The organism is Simiduia litorea (assembly GCF_042853465.1).
Lineage (GTDB): Bacteria > Pseudomonadota > Gammaproteobacteria > Pseudomonadales > Cellvibrionaceae > Simiduia > Simiduia litorea.
Window position 1 is genome coordinate 2,873,136 of sequence record NZ_AP031497.1, and the last position, 20,292, is coordinate 2,893,427.

A 20,292-nucleotide genomic window follows, 5' to 3' on the forward strand; every position below is an offset into this window, starting at 1 on the left:
AGACGCTTGATCAATTCGACGCAAGATTGACAGGTTCACGGTGTCTATTTTTAGGGTTATACCGTTGGCAGTAGGTGCGATGAACACAGCCCACTGTAGTTCAAATCATTAGTTCAAATCATTCTACCGTGTCTGGCGCAGAACGGTAGAGTAAGGTCAACAATGGGGTTAATTGAACCGCTTTAACGGAAAATCCAGCTTCTAACATACTTACCGCTGCAGGCGTATCGCCAGCGCTGAAGGCGCCACCCACGCGCACAGAGGAGAGCTCCGAATCGACAATAACCATATGCTGATAACTGTAGCGATTCATTTCTTCGACGAATTCAGCCAAAGCGACGTTGCTAAAAAACAAGCGCTGCTCGCGCCAGGCCAAGGCCGTCGCTACGTCTTCGCTGCGCCGCTCATTGATGAGGCCAACTTGCTCGGCCAATTTAATGCTTTGGTTAGCCGCCAAGCGCTGTGGCTCGCCGGACTTAGCCGTTACGTCAACCAAACCTTCTGCCACCAACACCGCCGCTGTGTTATCGCGCAACCTGACGTTGAAGGCGGTGCCGACTGCCCTCGCCTCGCCTTGTTCTGTTTCAACGATTAGCGGGCGATTAGGATTCTTAGCGACCTCAATAAATATTTCGCCGCTGCGCAATATTATCCGTCGCTCGGTTTCAGTAAAGGCAATATCGACTTTCGAGCTGGCATTGAGAGTCAACCGACTGCCATCGGCAAGCTCGACCGCTTGAATCTCGCCAATACCAGTTTGAAAATCTGGACTAAGCAGCCAAAAACTCAGCGCAAACAAACAAAAAGCAACGGATGCCACCCGCAACCAAGGGCGCCGAAGTCGCTCGGCAGGTCGATCTAACACAATGGACGCGCGCACCGGCAGGGATTGCAAACTGGGCGCTGCCATTAAATTCTGCACCGCGACCTGCACCTTCGACCAGTCTTCGCGCGCCTGCTTAAATGCTACGCGATGGGCGCTATCTGCTGCCAGCCACTGCCGTAAAAGCTGCGTTTGATGCGCGTCTAGGCCGTCGGCCTGACGCTCCACCCATATACTCGCCTGCTGGGCAATATCGTTATTGTGAACAAGTTGAATCATGCTATTACGTTATCGTTGTTAATGTGGCCAACCGACCGAGTTGGGCAGCGGGGGCTAACTGAGCGGCTTTATCAAGCGCTGCCGGCACTGTTTCATACCCATCGCAATGTGCTTCTCAACTGTACTTACGGATATGCTCAGCTTTTCCGCAATATCTTTTTGCGATAGTTGGTGTATTTTCCGCATCACAAAAACCCGCCGGCACTGGCTAGGCAAGCTTTCAATGGCGCTATTGAGCGCTGAGACCGCTTCGGCATCGATAATTTGCTGCTCTGGTGAAGGCAGTGGGTCTAACAACAGCTCCACATCCACATTCTGATCTACCTCGCTGACGCGCTTATGGCGCACCCGATCAATGATTAAATTGCGGGCGATGGTAAACAGAAAGTTTTGCGCGGTTGCCAGTTCGATGCGATCTTTATGGCGCTGAAACCGCTCATAAGTCTCGTGCATCAAATCAGCGACATCCTCTTGCGAGCGGACCTTAGACCACAAATATCGCTTCAGCATGGCACTGTATTGTTCGAAAACCGCGGCTATTTGCTGATCGTGTGTACGCCCATTACTCACGTCGCGCTCACACTGGCTGCCGCCTTCTATCGTTGGCTGCTGCAATGGCACTCTCTCTCGTTGCTTGCTCTGATTATTGTTATATCAGCTATGGTTGTTAACCAAACCTAGCTTGAGGCGAGTCTACGCTCACCTGAGACCGCTACATAGAACCAAGGTACCTTAGCATGGTTACAAGCGCCAAATCACGCTTTATGCGCCAACTTCACCAGCCACTGACGGAACACACCCACAGGGCTCTGATCTATCACGTCGATATCGGATAATAGGTAATACCCCCCTTGGCAGGGCAACCGCTCACCGAGCTGTTGCAACTCGCCCGCCTGAATACGATCGGCGACAAAATACCAAGGTAATACCGTAGCCCCCATACCTTGGACCGCCGCTTGCAGCAGCAATGGAAAAGTTTCAAAGCGCTGACCAGGTAGCCGCCCAATCGCCTGTGGGTTAAGCCCAGCGTGACGCCACCAATAAGCGGTTGAAGACTCGGGGCTGGTGTGGTGCAGCAAGGGGTAGCGCTGTAACTGTTCGCGGCTATCTATAGCGCCCCTCTCGGTAAACAACCGAGGACTCACCACAGCGACTAATTCATCGCCCATCAAATAATCCACCTGCATACCAGGCCAATCCCCCTGACCAAATAGGATAGAGAGGTCGCAGGCCAACTGACACTGATAAAGTTTATGTATATCAGTCATCAAGTGGATGCTGGTCTCCGGGTGCAAATCGGTAAAGCCCGCGAGCGCTGGCAGCAGCCAATGACTGGCCAGAGCCGGCTCGATGCCCAACACCAACTGCACCCCAGGCCGAAACTGCCGCGCTTCTTCCGTGGTTTGTAGTAACAGCTGTAACAGCGGTGCAATCTGCTGGTAGTAGCGCTGCCCAACAGGAGTCAAATGCAAGCGCTGGCGCACGCGCTCGAACAGCGCCTGACCTAAGCTTTCCTCAAGCTGTTTGATCTGCCGGCTCACCGCGCTTTGGGTCAGACAGAGATGTTCGGCCGCTTTGGTCACATTCTCGAGTTCTACGGCCGAGACAAAACACTGCAAACTGGCGGTTGACGGTAACTGACCTCGCATCGGCACCACTTCATGCATAAATGGAATAGGTTGAGTAGACTAAATCGTTTTTATCGCCAGCGCCAGCAGCGGTAAGCTGACATCTTTGGGGCATAGTCTCGGCGACAGAAAGGGACTAGGCTTTAGCCCATTAATACCTTGTTAAGGAAGGAGTAGTTTGATGAAGGTTTACGACAGCTTTTATATCGGTGGTACATGGGTCAAAGCACTCGGCAAGGAAACCTTCACGGTGATCAACCCAGCCACCGAGGAAGCCATTGCCAGCGTGCCCATGGGCAATGTCGAGGATGTCGACCGCGCCGTCGCTGCGGCACGCGCCGCCTTTCCCAGTTGGTCCAGCACCAGCGCCAAACAGCGCTGCGACATTATCCATAAAATTGCCGCGTTAATGACCGAACGCCAAGCCGAATTAGTCACCGCCGTTAGCAGCGCGATGGGTTGCCCCAAGCACCTGACGCCAGACTTGCAGGTAAAGGGTCCCACCTTTGCCATGGCAAACTTCGCTGAGCGCGCCTTCACAATGGAGGAGACACGGCAAGCCGGCAACTCACTGATCGTCAAAGAGCCTGTGGGCGTGTGTGGGTTTATCAACCCATGGAATTACCCATTGCATCAATTTGTCGGCAAAGTGGCACCGGCCTTGGCAGCGGGCTGCACCATCGTTATTAAACCATCCGAGCAAACGCCATTACAGGATTTAGTGATGGCGCAAATCATGCACGATGCAGGCGTCCCGGCGGGCGTGTTCAACCTCGTCATTGGCGCCGGCCCCATTGTCGGCGCCGCGATCAGCAGCCACCCGGACGTGGACATGGTGTCCTTCACCGGCAGCACCCGCGCCGGCAAAATGATTGCGGTATCGGCCGCCGAAACAGTCAAACGCGTAACGCAAGAACTGGGCGGAAAATCGCCCTACATCATTACAGCTGATGCAGATTTAGACGCCGCCATTAAGTACGGCGTCGAAGATGTGATGATCAACACAGGCCAAACTTGCACCGCACTAACGCGCATGTTGGTACCTCAAAGCCGATACGACGAAGCTGTTGCGCTGGCAAAAAAGCACACAGAGTCGTTAACGGTTGGTAGTGGTGACGACGCCTTCGTTGGCCCTATGTCCTCGGCCAGACAAAAAGCGACAGTGTTATCTTTTATTGAAAAAGGTCTCGCCGAAGGTGCGCGCCTAGTCACCGGCGGTATCGACATGCCAGAACACCTAGACAAGGGCTTTTTTGTCCGGCCCACCGTTTTTGCCGACGTGAACAATCAAATGACCATCGCTCGCGAAGAAATTTTTGGCCCAGTGCTGTGTATGATTCCCTACGACACAATTGAACAAGCCATCGACATTGCCAACGACACACCTTACGGCCTATCGAGTGGCGTGTTCGCCAAAGACAAAGACAGCGGCATCGCCATCGCGCGTAAACTACGGGCAGGTCAATGCTATGTAAATGCCGGTAGCTTTAATTATTTGGCACCCTTTGGTGGTTACAAACAATCCGGTAACGGGCGCGAGTTTGGCGATGAAGGTCTGCACGAATTTATGGAAACCAAAGCGCTGCAACTTTGAGTTATCGTTCAACTTTCAGGGCGCTCAGGCGCCCCTTTTCATATAAAACGATACCATAGCGTTAAACTGGCACACTAGAACCAACTGAGATTAGTTTTTCTTTGTCTTAATAAGTAACAGGAATTATTTCAACCAACATCTGCACAAAACAGCCTAAAAAACCACCGTCTCCATTCGAAATTACACATATAGTTAAATGGAGGACTTTAAAACACTTTTTAGTCGTCTAAATTAACATATCGTCGTCTAAATCTTTTTGTTTTTGTGAATGACGAGCACAGCTCTAAGAAATTCACTTTCTTTAGAGCTAAAACTGTTAGTAGAACTTGATTTTCTAGAACTGATTCACACATTATCTCGGCTAGGGTTATACTCCGCCCTTGCACAGAATTGCACTACGGAGATAATGAGCTTCGTTCTACATGTAGTACAAGAGCACTAATAGGGATAGCAGCCAACTGGCCTAGCGGGCAATTGGGTTTGTGCATGCAGTTCAAAACAAAAAGACACAAAAGGTAGCTATCTATGTTTGGATTTATTTCAGATTTTTTCTCCGGTCGCAGTTCGGCGCCCCAAGAAGCCCCAAAACTCGCCGAGGCTCCAAAACCGGGCACCACCTCCATTCCCTACGACCCAAACTTGATAGCCGCACTCGAAGCCGACCACTCAAAGCTCGTCGAGCTATACGGAAAGATGTGGGACGAAGGCTTCGACAAAAAAAATTACGTCAAGCTGTCGCGAATTTTGGGTGAGTTCAAATCTCTATTTCAAGGCCACTTACTAAAAGAAAATGTAAGGTTTTACGTTTACCTTGAACAATCACTGGGCGGCGACAAACACACCTTAGCCGTCGTCAAAGAGTTTCGATCAGATATGAACGATATCGCCAATGCGGTTATCGGCTTTTGCAAGCGCTATGGCAAAGGGCAGTTTACCGCAGCGATGGAATTACAATTTAAGAAAGACTACACCGCTATTGGTGAAGCCTTAACCCGTCGAGTTCAATCGGAAGAGCGCGACCTATATTCACTCTATCAAGCGTAGCGGCTCCGACACTGCCGGCACAAGGTGCCGGCCCTGCCAGCTGGTCAGGTAAAACAAGCATAAGAATAAGAATGGAATCAGTAGATTGATTTAACGGCGCGCAGGCTTACGCACCGTTGTTGTTGAACAATTTACGGAGTTAAGCCGCACTGGATCAGAAAAACTGAAATCGCCTCAAAGCGGTCTGTTATTTCTTGCGCGATATATTTGTATTAACCCACTATCCAGTGAGTGACATGGAAAACGCAAACCTATCTCGAACTTCAGCGTCATCTGGTAGCCGAGCCAAAGCATCCACTGATCAAGCTGACGGCACTAACATCATTGTTATCGGCACAGGCCCTGTGGGTATTCGTGCGGCGCGAATGCTTAAAGGGCAAAACCCATCCCATAATATTTTAGTTTTTGGCGAAGAAGCCACCACACCCTATAACCGAGTACAGCTGTCACTTTATCTCTACGGTGAAGTCTCACGCGATGCACTCAATCTACCAACTAAGAGCGAACTCGAAGACGACATCCGGTATCACTTTGGCAAAAAAATTGTTGTCATTGACAAAGAAAACCGGTTGATTATTGACCAGCACGGCCAAAGCTACCTGTACGACAAACTTATTCTCGCCACAGGCTCGAAAGCTGTCTTCCCCGATCTACGAGGCAAAACACTCACAAACACCTTTACGTTTAGAACCCTCGAGGATACAGACAATCTTTTAGCGCGAAAAAAACACGGCCACGGGGTCTACATTATCGGCTCAGGCCCGCTCGGGATTGAAGCCGCCATCGGCATGAAAACCCGTGACAACCGCGTCTACCTGCAAGCAAGAAATTACTTGCTAGATCCTTCGCTCGATAAGAAAGCGCAAGAAATTCTTGGTGACAGCCTACAAACGGCCGGCATCTATGTTATTGAAGGCGATAACACGGAAAATATCCTTGGCAGCGAGCACGTTATCGGCGTGGAGCTAAGCAGCGGCCGAATTATCGAGTGCGACACCGTTATATTTTGTACGGGTGTGACCGCAAATAAAGCGTTAGCAGAGAGCGCAGGGCTCGCTACCAACAGAGGTATTTTAGTAAATGATGTTATGCAAACCAGCGACCCACACATCTACGCCGTGGGCGAGTGCTCTGAACATGGCGGTAAAACCTACGGTTTAGTCACACCAGGATTTGAACAAGTGACAGCGATGAGCACCCATGTTGCCGGCAATGCACTGCCCTATACCGGCAGTAACACCAACATCAAATTAAAGTTCGGCAGCCAATCCAGTGCCCTAATCGGCAATGTCATCGATGCGAACTGCGAAACTGTTGTTTACGCCAATCGCCTCAAGGGCATTTATCGCAAGCTATTTCTAATCAATCAAGCGTTAGTGGGCTACATATATATTGGCAACTGGGCCGAGCTAAGTCAGTTACAACAGGCACACGTAAGCGCTACGAGGATAAAAGCCAAAAACCTCGAACAATTTGAGCAGACGGGCTTTCTCTGGGATGACCCAAAGCCTACCCACATTAAGGATCAACCTGAAGAATACATCGTCTGTCTCTGTGAAAATGTCACTCGCGGCACCCTAACGAAAGCGATGGAGTCGGGCAACCGAACGATCGACAGTTTGTGTAGCGCGACTAACGCCGGCGTCACTTGCGGATCATGCAAACCGTTATTGGCTGAAATGCTCGATGCGCCCACGCAAAATTTGGTCATGCGTCATTACAAATCCATTTACTGGTATTCCATTCTCGCTATCGCCCTCATGGTAACTACGGTAATGCTAAACCCCATTGGTATTGGCGAAAGCAGTCAGGTCAATTGGCAATTAGAGAAGCTATGGTTTGATAACTTTTGGAAGCAAGTCAGCGGCTACAGCTTACTCTTGCTCAGTTTGTTGGCGGCGGGTATTTCTATTCGAAAGCGCTGGAAAAAGCTTAATGTGGGTCATTTAGATGACTGGCGCTATGTGCATTCAATTATCGGTGTTATTGCATTGGTCATGTTAATGATTCATACGGGCATGCGCTTAGGTCACAACATGAATTTCGTGCTCATGGTAGTCTTCCTTGCAGCCACATTAACAGGCTCACTCGTCGGAGTATTTATGGCGAGAAACCATCACTGGACCGATCTCAAATTGCGCGAACATCGCGCTTGGTGGTCGCGCGTACACTACACACTATTGTGGATGCTGCCAGCACTCCTGAGCTATCACATACTGGCGGTTTACTATTTCTAATAATATGAAGAACTACACTTTTAGATTCTGGCATTACGGCCTAATCATCACAGCGCTCCTATCAGGATTTCTTGGTTACAACTTATGGCTGGGAGACAAGCGGGTTTTTATTTCCGGCCCACCCACTCACGGTCACCATCAAATAGAGATGGCCTGTACAAGTTGCCATGGCGATGGTTTTTCCGATGCCAGCGTCATGCAGAATGCGTGTGAATCTTGCCATTTAGAAGCGCTGAACAAATTTAGCGATACCCATCCAAAATCTAAATTCACGGATCCTAGAAACGCTGAGCTACTGTCCCACCTAGACGCTACTCAATGTGTTAGCTGCCATCGAGAACACAAACCCGAGATCACACGGGCATACGGCGTTACCCTAGCAAAAGATTTTTGCGCCCACTGCCATCAAGACATTGCGGAAGAGCGTGACAGCCACAAAGAATTCGGCTTTGAAACCTGCACCAACTCTGGCTGTCACAACTATCATGACAATACCGCACTGTATGAAAACTTCCTGCGTAAACATGCCAATGAGCCTGCGCTAAACAAGAAGCCAAAAATTCCAGCGCTCACGGGTTTAGTTGAATGGAATAAGAAAAACAAACAAACACCCCCCTTGCAGCTACAAGATGCCGATGCGCCGGCAGCCTATAAAGACGAAAATATAGTTAACCAATGGGCACTCAGCCATCACGCCACTGCCAACGTAAACTGCAGCCAGTGCCACGCCCAAAATGATAACTGGCAAATCACAAGCACAGCATTAACCATCGACAGCTGTATCGAGTGCCACATTAAACAAAATGAAAGTTTTAAAGAAGGCAAACATGGCATGCGGCTAGCTGACAAACTTAGCAAAAAACTATCGCCCATGTCGCCAGCACTGGCAACATTACCCATGCACCAAGACGCAATGAGCCAGATCAACACCTGCGTCAGCTGCCACGACCCACATCAGCCCGACTTAACGTTTGCCGCTGCGGATGCTTGCTTGGGTTGTCATCAAGACGAGCACTCTACTAATTTTTACTCATCCAAACATGGACAACTTTGGCGCGACAGCCAAAATGGCCTTTTACCTGCAGAACAAGCGGTGAGCTGCGCAACCTGCCACATGCCACGTCTGAAAAAAGGTAAAAAAGTTCATGCGGAACACAACCAAAATGCCAACCTACAACCCAATAGCAAAATGATCCGAAGCGTGTGCAGTAACTGCCACGGTGTCGAATTCACACTGGAAGCTTTGGCAAGTGACGAACAAATACAATCAAATTTTTCCAATAGCCTAGAGGGCCATCACAGTAGCATGGACCTCGTGCGCGATAGGATCGAACAACGAAAGAAGAAGCAGTAATTAATAAGGCCAACACTAGGAAAAGGAGTCACCAACATGAAAAAGCAATTATTGATAGCCTCTCTCGCTTTTGCCACACTGGGTAGCGGCGTTGCTCAGGCAGAAATCACCCCACAGCGTATGGCGGACGCCATCTACGCCGTCATCGCGTCCGACCGTGCGGTGTATACCACGCAAGTGGTTAATCGCCTGCAGAATGAGGACGAAGTCATCACTGCCGACGAACACTGGAAAGAGGAATCGGCATTACCTCTGCCTGCACAGATGTTGCGCATGGGTGCCGAGGGTGTTGCTAAACAGAACGCTGGCTTTACCTATGCGCTATTGTCAGAATGGCCCATCAACTCGCAAAACTCCGCTAAAACGCCCATGGAAAAACAAGGCTTGGCTTTTGTCAGGACCAATTTGGGTAAAAATTTCTACGGTACAGAGGAGCTAGGTGGTAAGAAATACTTTACCGCGGTGTATGCCGATATGGCCGTATCTGAAGCCTGCACAAAATGCCACAATGATCACATCGACAGCCCTAAAACCGATTTCAAACTCGGCGATATTATGGGCGGTGTGGTAATGCGCATTCCCCTCGATTGATATAAACCAGATAAAAAATGGGCGCTTAGCGCCCATTTTTTATCGTCAATCATGACTACAACACTTGGTGCGCCAATACATAGGTCAGCCAATAGCCAACGGAGTAGGCAACCAACAAATAGCCGAACATGGATAGATAGCTGATAAAATTCAATTCCTTCACTTTACTCATGGCGATAATACCGGCGGCCGAACCGATAATAAGCATTGAGCCACCCACACCCGTGGCGTAGGTCATAGACAGCCAACTGGCTAAATCCATATCGACATCTGCCTTTAACACCGCTGCCGTCAAGGGTACGTTATCAATTAATGCCGAAGATATTCCCAACAAGTAATTAGCATAATGCGGCGCCATAACCTCATACATACCGGTCAGGTAATTTAACGTCCCAATTTCCTTCAACATGCCGACGATGAGTAGAACCCCCAAGAAAAACAACAGGGTTTCAAACTCAATTTCGCGAATATAGTTAAGAATATTGCGGTTAGTTTTCTTACGCATTAAGTACTGAGCCACCAAAAACATACAGCTCAAACCAAACAGAAAGGTCAGTACTGGCGGAACTTGGAAAAAGGCATTGAGAAAAAGCGTGCCAAAGATAGTGGCTAAGAATACGCCGGATATAACAATATCGGTGAACTCCAGTGGCTGGTGCTCGCCACTAAATACAATCCGGCCGCGCATGCGTACCGACATCATGGCCGCAAGCACCACCACACCGCATAAAGACGGCGCTATGAGTAAAAGTAAATTGGCAATACTGACCTTGCCAGCCAAAAAGATCATCAGCGTTGTCACATCGCCCGTAATCAATGATACACCGCCACTGTTCACGGCAAAGACCACCAAGGTCGCGTATTTAAGGCGCTTTCGAACATGAATTTTTAAACTGGTAATCACCGCCAAAGAAACGAGAGTGGCCGTGACGTTGTCGGCAAAGGAAGAAAACACGAAAGCGAACCCACCCAGGAATACCATCAGAGTACGCTCGTGTAATTCATTCGGTAAAATGCGCTGCACCAAGCTCGAAACAAAGCCTTTGCTATTTAAGTAAGCGACAAAAGTCATGGCAGACATTAAAAATAGCCACAGCGTCGCAATCTCTAACAGGTTTTCATTAAGCTGCTCTGACACCTGCTCGGGACCTGCGCCATGCAGAGGAAACAGATAGGCTAATATCCAGCACAAAGTACCGATAAACAAGGTGGATTTGGCTTTATTAATATGGATAACCTCCTCAAACACCACCATCAAGAAGGCAATAAACGCCAATAAACCTATAATCATACTCATAGAGGCCAAAACTCCGGGCAAAATTTTGCCGCGCAGTTTACCGCTTAGTAGAATGCTAACCAAGGTATTAATGACTCATCAGCCCTAACTACCCCCTATGAACTATCTGCCATTCTACAGTTCTAAACCTTACCGAGAGGTTCAAACACTTTAACCAGAGAGGATGCTACTATGCGCGCATTCAAAACCTTGCTGCTCCTGCTCAGCCTTGGTTGCTTTTTAAACCAAGCTCACGCTGAGTCAAGCAGCAAGCCCGACTACCATTTCGATGAACTGAAATCTGTGAGCAGTATTCGAGCCTCAGACGTGAACGGCTGGGGTCGTATTAATGACCAAGTACTGGTGACAGGACGAACGGCCTCGCGCAAATACATATTGGTATTAGCGCGGCCAGATCACGATCTCGCCTTTAGTACCGCACTCGGCGTAACCTCGAATGCCGGTCGAGTTGCCGTAAAATTCGACGAGGTTTACGCCGGCAACAGCGCCATACGGGTGGGCAATCGCATTATGATGATTTATGAAGTAAAAGGTAGCGCTGCCATGAAACAAGCCCGCGCACTATTCGAACTGCGCGACTGCGAAAGTCAAAAAGATGCGGATTGTTCGAGCTTTGAGAAAACTGTAGAAGACACCACTGTGCCAGCGCCTGAAAGCAAGGCACAGCGATGATCTGTTATTCACCGGGATTAAAAGCCTAAGGCCATTTTTGCTTTACCAAAAGCGTCAATGGCCATATCCAATTCCTGTTTGGTGATAGCCGCCGACATTTGGGTGCGAATACGCGCCTTGCCTTTGGGTACCACAGGAAACGAAAAAGCCACCACGTACACGCCTAACTCAAGCATTTTTTCCGCCAAAGCGGCGGCTTTTTTCGCATCGTATAACATCACGGGAACTATCGCGTGCTCGCCCGGTAATAAATCGAAGCCGTGCTTTTCTAGGCCGGCGCGGAAATAGGCTGTATTGGCTTTAAGTTGCTCACGCAGCTTATCGTCCTGCACCAATTCCAGGGCCTTAATGGCTCCGGCAACTACTGGTGGCGCGACGGTATTAGAAAACAAATAAGGGCGTGAGCGCTGGCGCAGCATATCCACGACTTCTTGGCGCGCCGAGGTAAAGCCACCACTGGAGCCACCCAAAGCTTTACCCAAGGTGCCGGTGATAATATCCACCCGCCCGATTACACCGCAATGCTCTGGGCTGCCGCGGCCTTTAGCGCCGACGAAACCTGTTGCATGGGAGTCGTCCACGTGAACAAGGGCGTTATATTTTTCCGCCAGATCACAGACTTTCTGTAAATTAGCGATATAGCCATCCATAGAGAAAACGCCGTCGGTGCTGATCAACTTAAATCTAGCACCGTTTTTATCGGCCTCGATTAGCTGTGCCTCTAGGTCTGCCATGTCACTGTTTTTATAGCGATAACGCGCCGCTTTACATAAGCGCACACCGTCAATAATGGACGCATGATTTAATTCATCGGAGATAATTGCATCGTCAGCGGTCAACAGCGTTTCGAATAAACCACCATTGGCATCGAAGCAACTAGGGTACAGGATGGTGTCTTCCATACCCAAGAAAGCACTCAGTTTTCGCTCTAGGGTTTTATGCAGTTGTTGGGTGCCGCAAATAAAGCGCACCGACGCCATACCGTAACCCCAAGTTTTCAAACCTTCGGCACAGGCGGCTTGAATCTCTGGGTGCTGGGCCAAACCTAAATAGTTATTGGCGCACAAGTTAAGCACTTTTTTACCGCCATTAACGGCGATCATGGCCCCCTGCGGGCCCTCGATAAAGCGCTCGTTTTTATACAAGCCAGCATCTTTAATCTCTTGCAACTGAGCTTGTAAGTGTTGCTGAAATTTCCCGTACATAATTTTTTCCTAAAGAAGATGGCAGCTAACAACTGCCTGTCCTGTAAACTCTCAGCTGTAAACTGTGTACTGCTTTTTTATTCCCAGCTCAAAATCACTTTCGCCGCATCGCCGGCGATCATGGCATCAAAGCCCTTTTGAAATTCGGTGTAATGTAAGCGGTGAGTAATAACCGGCGTAATATCCAATCCGGTTTCCACCATGACGCTCATCTTGTACCAAGTTTCGTACATTTCGCGGCCATATATGCCCTTAATGGTGAGCATATTGAAAATCACTTTATTCCAATCAATAGCTACATCCTCAGCCGGAATACCGAGCATGGAAATCTTTCCGCCGTGGGCCATATTATCGAGCATGGAATTAAACGCCGCAGGGCTACCAGACATTTCTAGGCCTACGTCAAAGCCTTCACTCATACCCAAGCTTTTAACCACATCTTCTAGCTTTTCTTGCGTTACATTGACGGTGCGCGTTGCGCCTAACTTGGCAGCAAGTGCTAAGCGATTATCGTTTAAATCGGTAATCACAATGTGGCGGGCACCCGCGTGCTTACACACTGCCGCCGCCATAGCGCCGATGGGGCCGCTACCGGTAATTAGCACATCCTCACCCAGCAAGGGCCACTGCAACGCTGTGTGCACAGCGTTGCCAAAGGGGTCGAACAAGGCTGCTACATCCAGATCAATGTTAGGGCGATGTTCCCACACGTTGGCCGCAGGCAGCGCCACGTATTCGGCAAATGCGCCAGCGCGATTAACACCAATACCCGAGGTGTCGTTACACAAGTGACGGCGCCCCGCCATACAATTGCGACAGTGACCGCACACCACGTGGCCTTCGCCCGAGACAATTTGGCCCGGCTCGAAATCAACCACGCTCGAACCGACAGAGACAATCTCTCCAACGAATTCATGGCCAATCACCATGGGCGTTTTAATGGTTTTCTGCGACCATTTGTCCCACTTATAGATGTGCAGATCGGTACCGCAAATAGCGGTGCGTTTAACCTTAATTAACACGTCGGTGGGGCCGACTGTGGGCTCAGGAACGTCTTCCAACCATAAACCGACTTTGGCTTCGCGCTTAACGAGTGCTTTCATGAACAACTCCTGATGTAGACCCTACAGTGATAGGCCAAACTCGACGGTTTAACCAACCCTTTCGAGGAAAATGAGCGGGGTAGTCTGTAACAGGTTACACACTACCAAAATTTGGGACGGCAAGATTATCGGGGAAACTATCGGGGGTAACAGACCCCGCAGTCAAATGACAATAATTCCACACTATGCGGGGTTTGAAGCAAGAAAAGTTAAGGTCAGCCAATTGGTGCGCAATAAATATTAACGCGCACCAATAATCACGTCGCCCAATTCAAGCACCCGAGTATCTTTGGTTAAAGACGCCAAATCCGCGGTCTGTAAATAGCGTCGAAACGCTGTATCGGCTAGCATTTCCGCCACCCGCGGGTGAGATTTCACCCGATTAATTCGATGATAGGCATCCACCAGCTGCGCAGCCGTTTCTTGTTCCAATTGGCGGTCGGTCAAGGCTTCCAGCTCGCGCTGCAGCGCCCACAGATCTTTGACCGGCGCCGTGGCAATCAACTGATCGAAGGTCGGGTCCTCAGTGAGTGCAAACACATCCCGATCCAGCAACAGATGTTGAGCCGAGGGTGAATTCAGCAACTCAGTGAACTCGGGTTGTAGCGAGATTTCTTGCAACAACTTCACACCCTTAAGCGGCGACAACACGATGGCATTGATGAGCTGACTCACCGGCAATTCCGAAGGGGTATCGAAGGCATCCGTCTCGTAGCCATAGTCCGATAAGCTGGTGGACTTGTCGAGCAGGGTCGACTGCTTGCGCAACTGATCAAAATCGGGTTTCACACCGGCCAGAAAGGCGATAATGGCCGCCATAGCGGCACCTGCCAGCAAACCCACCACCATACCCATAAGGCGCGAACCAAAGCCAAGCTTCGCCTCGCGAGGGTTGTTACCTGTGGCTTCCTCACCGTCACCATCTGCGCTTGGCTTAGACTCAGCCTTTGGCTTTAACAAGCGCGTTAACAATGAGCAGCCAGCACTGTAAAACAGACCAAACAGCAGCCCGCCCACCACCAATTGATGAAAATACGTTGGCCAGTCAAACCAGGTGCGAGTAATAGTCACCGCAGGTGCCAACAATGCCCCAGTAATCACCAGCGCGAGTACTAAAAGCTGTAGACGAAACAAACTGTGGGAAAAACCCTGTAAAAAGCCTCGCACACCCATGCCTAGGGTAAGGGTTGCAGCTATCCAAAATATCGGCGACTCAATCATAGTGTTACGGCCTCTCCTTCGGCCTTCTCTTTACTCATCGACTTGACTCCACCCTGAGTCAAATTCTTACATGTTTTCAGTACAAGCGGTGGCGAGCCACATCTGAAGCACTACCAAGCGCTTTCTTTATGCGACCAACAGCAACTATCGACTGGTAACCCATAGCACCACGGCATCTGCCTTAGATACGGAGACCAAGCAATGCCCCATGCGCGCGTCATAATAGATGGAGTCACCCTCGGAAAGTTTCACCGGCTCGTAAAATTCCGTGTAAACCTCCACCACGCCACTCAACACCAACATGAACTCTTCACCTTCGTGCCGCACCCAATCTTCAAAATCATCGAAGCTACGGGCGCGCACTGTGCATTTAAACGGCACCATCTTTTTATCGCGCATTTGCGTGCACAATAACTCGTGCTCATAGGTGGTCGTGGGGTGTGGGGTGCCAGCTTCATTGCGGGTGATATCGCGCCTGCCATTGGCCGTAGGCCCATCCTGCGGAGGCACGAATAACTGCGGAATATCAATACCTAAACCCGCGGTCAGCTTTTGCACTGCCTGAAAGGTGGGGGAGATTTGCTCGTTTTCAATCTTCGATAGGGTCGATCGGGCCAAACCCGTAAGGCGGCTAGCCTCTTCTAGGGTTAAATTGTTTGCCAAGCGAATCTCTTTCAAGCGCTTACCCAACTGCAAGGGCTCAACAAATTTACCGTCGTCTTTGCGGGCCACTTCCAGCACGGAGGTTTGATCAGGCATTTTTTTGGCTTCCAACTCGCTCATTTAAGTCCTTTAAGCCGCTAAAAACGGGGGCTTTGCCGATTATGGGTGCGATACTACACGCGAATTTCCCCACTGCAAGGATATTAACAAAAGTTTCCTATAGGAAATTTGAATTGCCGGTTAGGAAACCTCCTGCTAGTATGCCGGCCTTAAAATCCGCCCACGTCTAGCACCTTTTTCGCTGCTAGACTTGGCACTTTCCCAGCAGCATTTTTTGCTGCAGCCATTGCGACAGGTAGATCACATGACCAGCCGTCTTCACCAGCTTGCCCATCACCACGAATTCATCGGCCGCCACATAGGCCCAGACCCACAGGAAACCAACGATATGCTGGCCGCCCTAGGGGTTTCCAGTATCGATGAGCTCGTTGATAAAACGGTTCCGGCAAAAATTCGCTCGAATACCACGTCTGTATTAGGTGCGGCAGTCACGGAAAATGAAGCGCTTGCCTACTTGAAGGCCGTTGCTGGCAAGAACAAGGTATATAAAAGCTACATTGGCATGGGCTATCACGACACCCATGTACCCCATGTAGTACTGCGCAATGTATTGGAAAACCCAGGTTGGTACACAGCCTACACGCCCTACCAGCCCGAAATTGCCCAGGGTCGGCTCGAGGGCCTGCTGAACTTCCAACAGATGATCTTAGATTTAACCGGTATGGAGCTGGCCAACGCCTCCATGTTAGACGAAGGCACAGCCGCGGCCGAAGCCATGGCCATGTGCAAGCGCCAAATGCGCAAGAACAAGTCTGACAATTTCTTTGTCGCCGATGACACCCATCCGCAAACTATCGCCGTGGTAAAAACCCGCGCCGAGCATTTCGGTTTCAATGTCATTGTCGGCAACCCAGAAACAGATCTCGATAACCAAGATTACTTCGGTGTGTTGCTGCAATACCCAGGCACCACCGGTGAGGTAAAAGACCTTACCGCCATTATTAATAAGGTGCACGCCGCCGACGCACTGGCCACCGTCGCCACCGACCTCATGAGCATGGTGCTGTACAAATCACCTGGTGCTATGGGTGCCGACGTGGTAGTGGGCACTAACCAGCGCTTTGGTGTTCCGATGGGTTTCGGCGGCCCGCACGCCGGTTTCTTCGCCTTCCGCGATGCCTACAAGCGCTCGGCGCCAGGCCGTATCATCGGCGTATCCATCGACGCCCGTGGTCGCCAAGCCTTCCGCATGGCGATGCAAACCCGCGAGCAACACATTCGCCGCGAGAAAGCTAACTCCAATATCTGTACCTCACAGGTGCTATTGGCGCTGATGTCTGCCTTCTACGCCATTTACCACGGCCCAGACGGTTTGAAGCGCATTGCCACGCGCATTCATCATTTAACCAACATGCTGGCGGCAGGCTTAAAAGATGCCAACTTCACTTTGGCCCACGGCACCTGGTTTGACACCCTCACCGTAAAGGTGGGAAACAAGCAGCAAGCCCTGTTCGACAAAGCCATTAGCGCTGAAATTAACTTGCGTAAAGTGGGCACAGACGGCCTCGGCATCAGCTTGAACGAAACCACCACCGGTGCAGACTTAGCCAAGCTGTTGGCGGTATTTGGTGCCAGCACCGATATCGACACTCTCGACGCCAAAGCAGAGAGCCCGATCACCGAAGCACTAGAGCGCAAGCTACCCTTTTTAACCCATCCGGTATTTAACAGCTATCACTCTGAAACTGAAATGCTGCGCTACTTGAAGCGTTTAGAATCGCGCGACTTGGCCTTAAACCAAGCCATGATTCCGCTCGGTTCTTGCACCATGAAGCTAAACGCCACGGCGGAAATGATTCCCGTCACCTGGCCCGAGTTCGGCAAGCTGCACCCCTTCGCCCCCATCGATCAAGCCGACGGCTACAAGCAGTTATTTGAAGAGCTGCAAGACATGCTCAAAGCCTGCACCGGTTACGATGCCGTAAGCCTGCAACCTAATGCCGGTTCGCAAGGTGAATACGCTGGCCTCGTTGCCATTAAAAAGTACTTCCAATCTAAGGGCGAAACCAACCGCAACATTTGCTTAATTCCACAATCGGCGCACGGCACAAACCCCGCCACGGCGATGATGGTAAGCATGCAAGTTGTGGTAGTGAACTGCGACAAGCAGGGCAACGTCGACCTCAACGATTTGCGCGCAAAAATTGATACCTACGGCGAGCAAATTGCCGCGCTGATGATCACCTACCCGTCTACTCACGGTGTATTTGAAGAAGGCATCACCGACATTTGCGACATGATCCACGCTATTGGCGCGCAGGTGTATATCGACGGCGCCAACATGAACGCGCTAGTAGGTATTGCTGCGCCCGGTAAATTCGGCGGCGACGTGTCGCACCTGAACTTGCATAAAACCTTTTGTATTCCGCACGGCGGCGGCGGCCCCGGCATGGGCCCCATCGGCGTAGGCGCCCACTTGGCACCCTTCTTGGCCGGTCACCCAGTTACTGCCGTTCCCGGCACAGATCCAAGCAACGGCACCATTTCCGCCGCACCTTGGGGCAGCGCCTCCATCCTGCCTATCAGCTGGATGTACATCAAAATGATGGGCGCCGAAGGCATGAAAGCGGCCACCGAGTACGCCATGCTCAACGCCAACTACGTGGCGAAAAAGCTCAGCGAACACTTCCCGATTCTTTACAAAGGCACGAACGGCTTTATCGCTCATGAATGCCTGTTGGATTTGCGTCCGTTAAAAGAAGCCAGTGGTGTAACCGAAGAAGATATCGCCAAGCGCCTCATGGACTACGGCTTCCACGCCCCCACCATGAGCTTCCCCGTTACCGGCACTTTGATGATCGAGCCAACCGAATCGGAAGCGAAAGTAGAACTCGACCGCTTCATCGAGGCGATGATATCTATTCGCAATGAAGTGGCAAAAGTGGAATCTGGTGAATACAGCGCCGACAACAACCCACTCTACAATGCACCACACACGCAAGAAGATGTGCTGTCTGAAACCTGGGACAGACCTTACTCACGCGAAGTGGCCGTGCGCCCCACCGCATTCCTTAAAGGTCACAAATACTGGCCCACCGTAAACCGTATCGATAACGTGTATGGCGATAGGAATTTGGTGTGTGCATGCCCAAGTATTGAGAATTATCGGGAAGATTGATTTTTAATTATCTTGACCAGTTTTTGGAAAGAGCGCTTCGGCGCTCTATTTTTTTGGGTTGCGGTAATCTCCCCCGTTTTTAATTGATGTTATAAGTAGAGACTATGCCGCCATCAGCGGAGGCTTGCCTCCGTTAGCTTTGTGCGGTCGCTCGTGATTGGAAAACCAAAGCCACTTCGGTGCTTACTCTTGAACCTCTTCCATTGACTCAGAAATATATTTGCTCAACCAGCTATATCTCACCCTTCGATTATGCCGATCAATATAAGCGTTTTGTTGGGAGTTCCCCGGCTGCACAAATTCAATACCAACGGCTAGTTGTCTTGCCAAATTACGGAAATCGTTACAAATGAACTCAGGTCCGCTGTCACAGCGAAAGACTGAGGGCGTGTCCCTATACTCCAAGAGTCGATTTATCACGCGAATCATCCGAATGGCCGGCAACGAAAAATCTGCCTCGATAGCCGAATACTAATTTTTAATCGAATGCACAGTTCTTATTAGATTCTGCACGAGCCCAAGCCGAACGATAGGACTCCCTTATGGCATTAGCGAACTCATAAGACTGCTTATTTTGATATAGCAATTGTTTGAGCTCAGCCAAAGAAGGCACAACCAAAGAATGGTCGCGAAAGTAACCTAATAAATTACTTAGAAATTCACCCTCTCCTTCTATGATGTCATTGCCAAGATTCCTATGGGAAAACAACGCAAAGGACCTTAACTCCTTTTCAACAGCGTGATCAAAAAAGCAATCCTCTTGCGCTGAAAAACTGCACTCGCAATAAACAGAAAAAAAGAGCAAGGAAATAAAAAACAATCTCATAAGACGGCTATAACTGAAGAAAATAGATGGCCCGTTAAAAAACAGGCCTAAGATGATTTCACTATTCTTCCACGGCGGTAGCTTCAACTACCTCTGGCTGCAACTCCACAGTGTACTCACCAGGATCATACTCATTAGATGCTCCGGTCGACGTATCAATTGAGGTGCTCAATAAACTGGTCAACACAACATCCCCCCAAACCCATGGGTTCAATGTGCGCTGCATGACAACTTCGGTAGCTTGATAGCCCTCTTTTTCCAATATCACTACCCCATCTTTCCTTGATATAGAAACTGTTATCGGTGTTACACCAGCCTCTGTGCGTGTGCCGATTGCGCCGGTTTTCTGGTCTTTAGTGGCAATAAATACTTTAGCACCGGAAGGTACAGAATCAACCTTGATGCTCTGAGAAGTACCAGACATCATAGTCGCGCAAGATGCCAAGGAAAAAGCTGCGCCAAACAATATCACTTTTTTTATTGTTTTCATTCTACGTCCATATCATCAACAGTTAAT

16 protein-coding genes and 1 pseudogene are annotated in these 20,292 nt (G+C 49.9%); 7 read left to right on the plus strand and 10 right to left on the minus strand.

The genetic code is table 11. The annotated features are described in order from the left end of the window. Window positions 1-118 precede the first annotated feature (118 nt). From ACGHTT_RS12735 to ACGHTT_RS12745, 3 genes are all read right to left on the minus strand, one after another. Complete coding sequence (locus ACGHTT_RS12735; protein WP_390591039.1) at window positions 119-1,102, minus strand: FecR family protein; 984 nt, start codon at window positions 1,100-1,102, stop codon at window positions 119-121. Window positions 1,103-1,156: 54 nt separating this feature from the next. Then, window positions 1,157-1,723 (minus strand): RNA polymerase sigma factor, encoded by a 567-nt coding sequence (locus tag ACGHTT_RS12740; protein WP_390591041.1) that lies wholly within the window; start codon window positions 1,721-1,723, stop codon window positions 1,157-1,159. A gap of 134 nt (window positions 1,724-1,857) precedes the next feature. Beyond that, a complete protein-coding gene (locus ACGHTT_RS12745; protein ID WP_390591042.1) occupies window positions 1,858-2,751 on the minus strand; it encodes a LysR substrate-binding domain-containing protein in 894 nt (297 codons plus the stop codon). A gap of 160 nt (window positions 2,752-2,911) precedes the next feature. On the opposite strand from ACGHTT_RS12745, the gene ACGHTT_RS12750 reads away from it, so the two are divergent. The 5 genes from ACGHTT_RS12750 to ACGHTT_RS12770 all read left to right on the plus strand — a co-directional run bounded on the left by ACGHTT_RS12750 (window position 2,912) and on the right by ACGHTT_RS12770 (window position 9,550). After that, window positions 2,912-4,324, plus strand: coding sequence for an aldehyde dehydrogenase family protein (locus tag ACGHTT_RS12750; protein WP_390591043.1), 1,413 nt, complete (start codon window positions 2,912-2,914; stop codon window positions 4,322-4,324). A gap of 525 nt (window positions 4,325-4,849) precedes the next feature. After that, window positions 4,850-5,368: a hemerythrin domain-containing protein gene (locus tag ACGHTT_RS12755; protein ID WP_390591044.1), complete on the plus strand. Its 519-nt coding sequence runs from the start codon at window positions 4,850-4,852 to the stop codon at window positions 5,366-5,368. Between the two features lie 236 nt (window positions 5,369-5,604). Beyond that, window positions 5,605-7,605, plus strand: coding sequence for an FAD-dependent oxidoreductase (locus ACGHTT_RS12760; RefSeq protein ID WP_390591045.1), 2,001 nt, complete (start codon window positions 5,605-5,607; stop codon window positions 7,603-7,605). 4 nt (window positions 7,606-7,609) lie between these two features. Next, a complete protein-coding gene (locus ACGHTT_RS12765) occupies window positions 7,610-8,959 on the plus strand; it encodes a cytochrome c3 family protein (RefSeq protein WP_390591048.1) in 1,350 nt (449 codons plus the stop codon). A 36-nt stretch (window positions 8,960-8,995) separates the two neighbouring features. Then, window positions 8,996-9,550 carry a DUF3365 domain-containing protein gene (locus tag ACGHTT_RS12770; RefSeq protein ID WP_390591050.1) on the plus strand — a complete coding sequence of 185 codons (555 nt, stop codon included), beginning with the start codon at window positions 8,996-8,998 and terminating at the stop codon, window positions 9,548-9,550. Between the two features lie 55 nt (window positions 9,551-9,605). On the opposite strand, the gene nhaD is transcribed toward ACGHTT_RS12770, so the two are convergent. Further along, on the minus strand, window positions 9,606-10,847 hold the full coding sequence (gene nhaD / locus ACGHTT_RS12775) for a sodium:proton antiporter NhaD (protein WP_390591053.1): 1,242 nt from the start codon (window positions 10,845-10,847) through the stop codon (window positions 9,606-9,608). Between the two features lie 171 nt (window positions 10,848-11,018). Between nhaD and ACGHTT_RS12780 the strand changes: the two genes are divergently transcribed. Beyond that, window positions 11,019-11,519 carry a DUF6491 family protein gene (locus tag ACGHTT_RS12780; protein WP_390591055.1) on the plus strand — a complete coding sequence of 167 codons (501 nt, stop codon included), beginning with the start codon at window positions 11,019-11,021 and terminating at the stop codon, window positions 11,517-11,519. A 17-nt stretch (window positions 11,520-11,536) separates the two neighbouring features. Here ACGHTT_RS12780 and ACGHTT_RS12785 read toward each other — a convergent pair whose 3' ends face one another. The 4 genes from ACGHTT_RS12785 to ACGHTT_RS12800 form a co-directional block, all read right to left on the minus strand. Continuing rightward, window positions 11,537-12,724 (minus strand): glycine C-acetyltransferase, encoded by a 1,188-nt coding sequence (locus ACGHTT_RS12785; RefSeq protein ID WP_390591056.1) that lies wholly within the window; start codon window positions 12,722-12,724, stop codon window positions 11,537-11,539. A 77-nt stretch (window positions 12,725-12,801) separates the two neighbouring features. Beyond that, window positions 12,802-13,827, minus strand: a complete 1,026-nt coding sequence (tdh, locus tag ACGHTT_RS12790) for an L-threonine 3-dehydrogenase (protein WP_390591058.1) — start codon at window positions 13,825-13,827, stop codon at window positions 12,802-12,804. 240 nt (window positions 13,828-14,067) lie between these two features. After that, a complete protein-coding gene (locus ACGHTT_RS12795; RefSeq protein ID WP_390591059.1) occupies window positions 14,068-15,048 on the minus strand; it encodes a hypothetical protein in 981 nt (326 codons plus the stop codon). A gap of 144 nt (window positions 15,049-15,192) precedes the next feature. Continuing rightward, on the minus strand, window positions 15,193-15,831 hold the full coding sequence (locus ACGHTT_RS12800) for a helix-turn-helix domain-containing protein (protein ID WP_390591060.1): 639 nt from the start codon (window positions 15,829-15,831) through the stop codon (window positions 15,193-15,195). A gap of 244 nt (window positions 15,832-16,075) precedes the next feature. Here ACGHTT_RS12800 and gcvP point away from each other — a divergent pair, with 244 nt between their 5' ends. Beyond that, entirely contained in the window at window positions 16,076-18,949 is a 2,874-nt protein-coding gene (gene gcvP, locus ACGHTT_RS12805) for an aminomethyl-transferring glycine dehydrogenase (RefSeq protein WP_390591061.1), read from the plus strand. Window positions 18,950-19,051: 102 nt separating this feature from the next. Here gcvP and ACGHTT_RS12810 read toward each other — a convergent pair. Together ACGHTT_RS12810 and ACGHTT_RS12815 are read right to left on the minus strand one after the other, a co-directional pair. Then, window positions 19,052-19,414, minus strand: a pseudogene (locus tag ACGHTT_RS12810) (integrase core domain-containing protein); the annotation flags it as partial. A gap of 422 nt (window positions 19,415-19,836) precedes the next feature. Beyond that, a complete protein-coding gene (locus ACGHTT_RS12815; RefSeq protein WP_390591063.1) occupies window positions 19,837-20,265 on the minus strand; it encodes a hypothetical protein in 429 nt (142 codons plus the stop codon). Window positions 20,266-20,292: the final 27 nt, after the last annotated feature.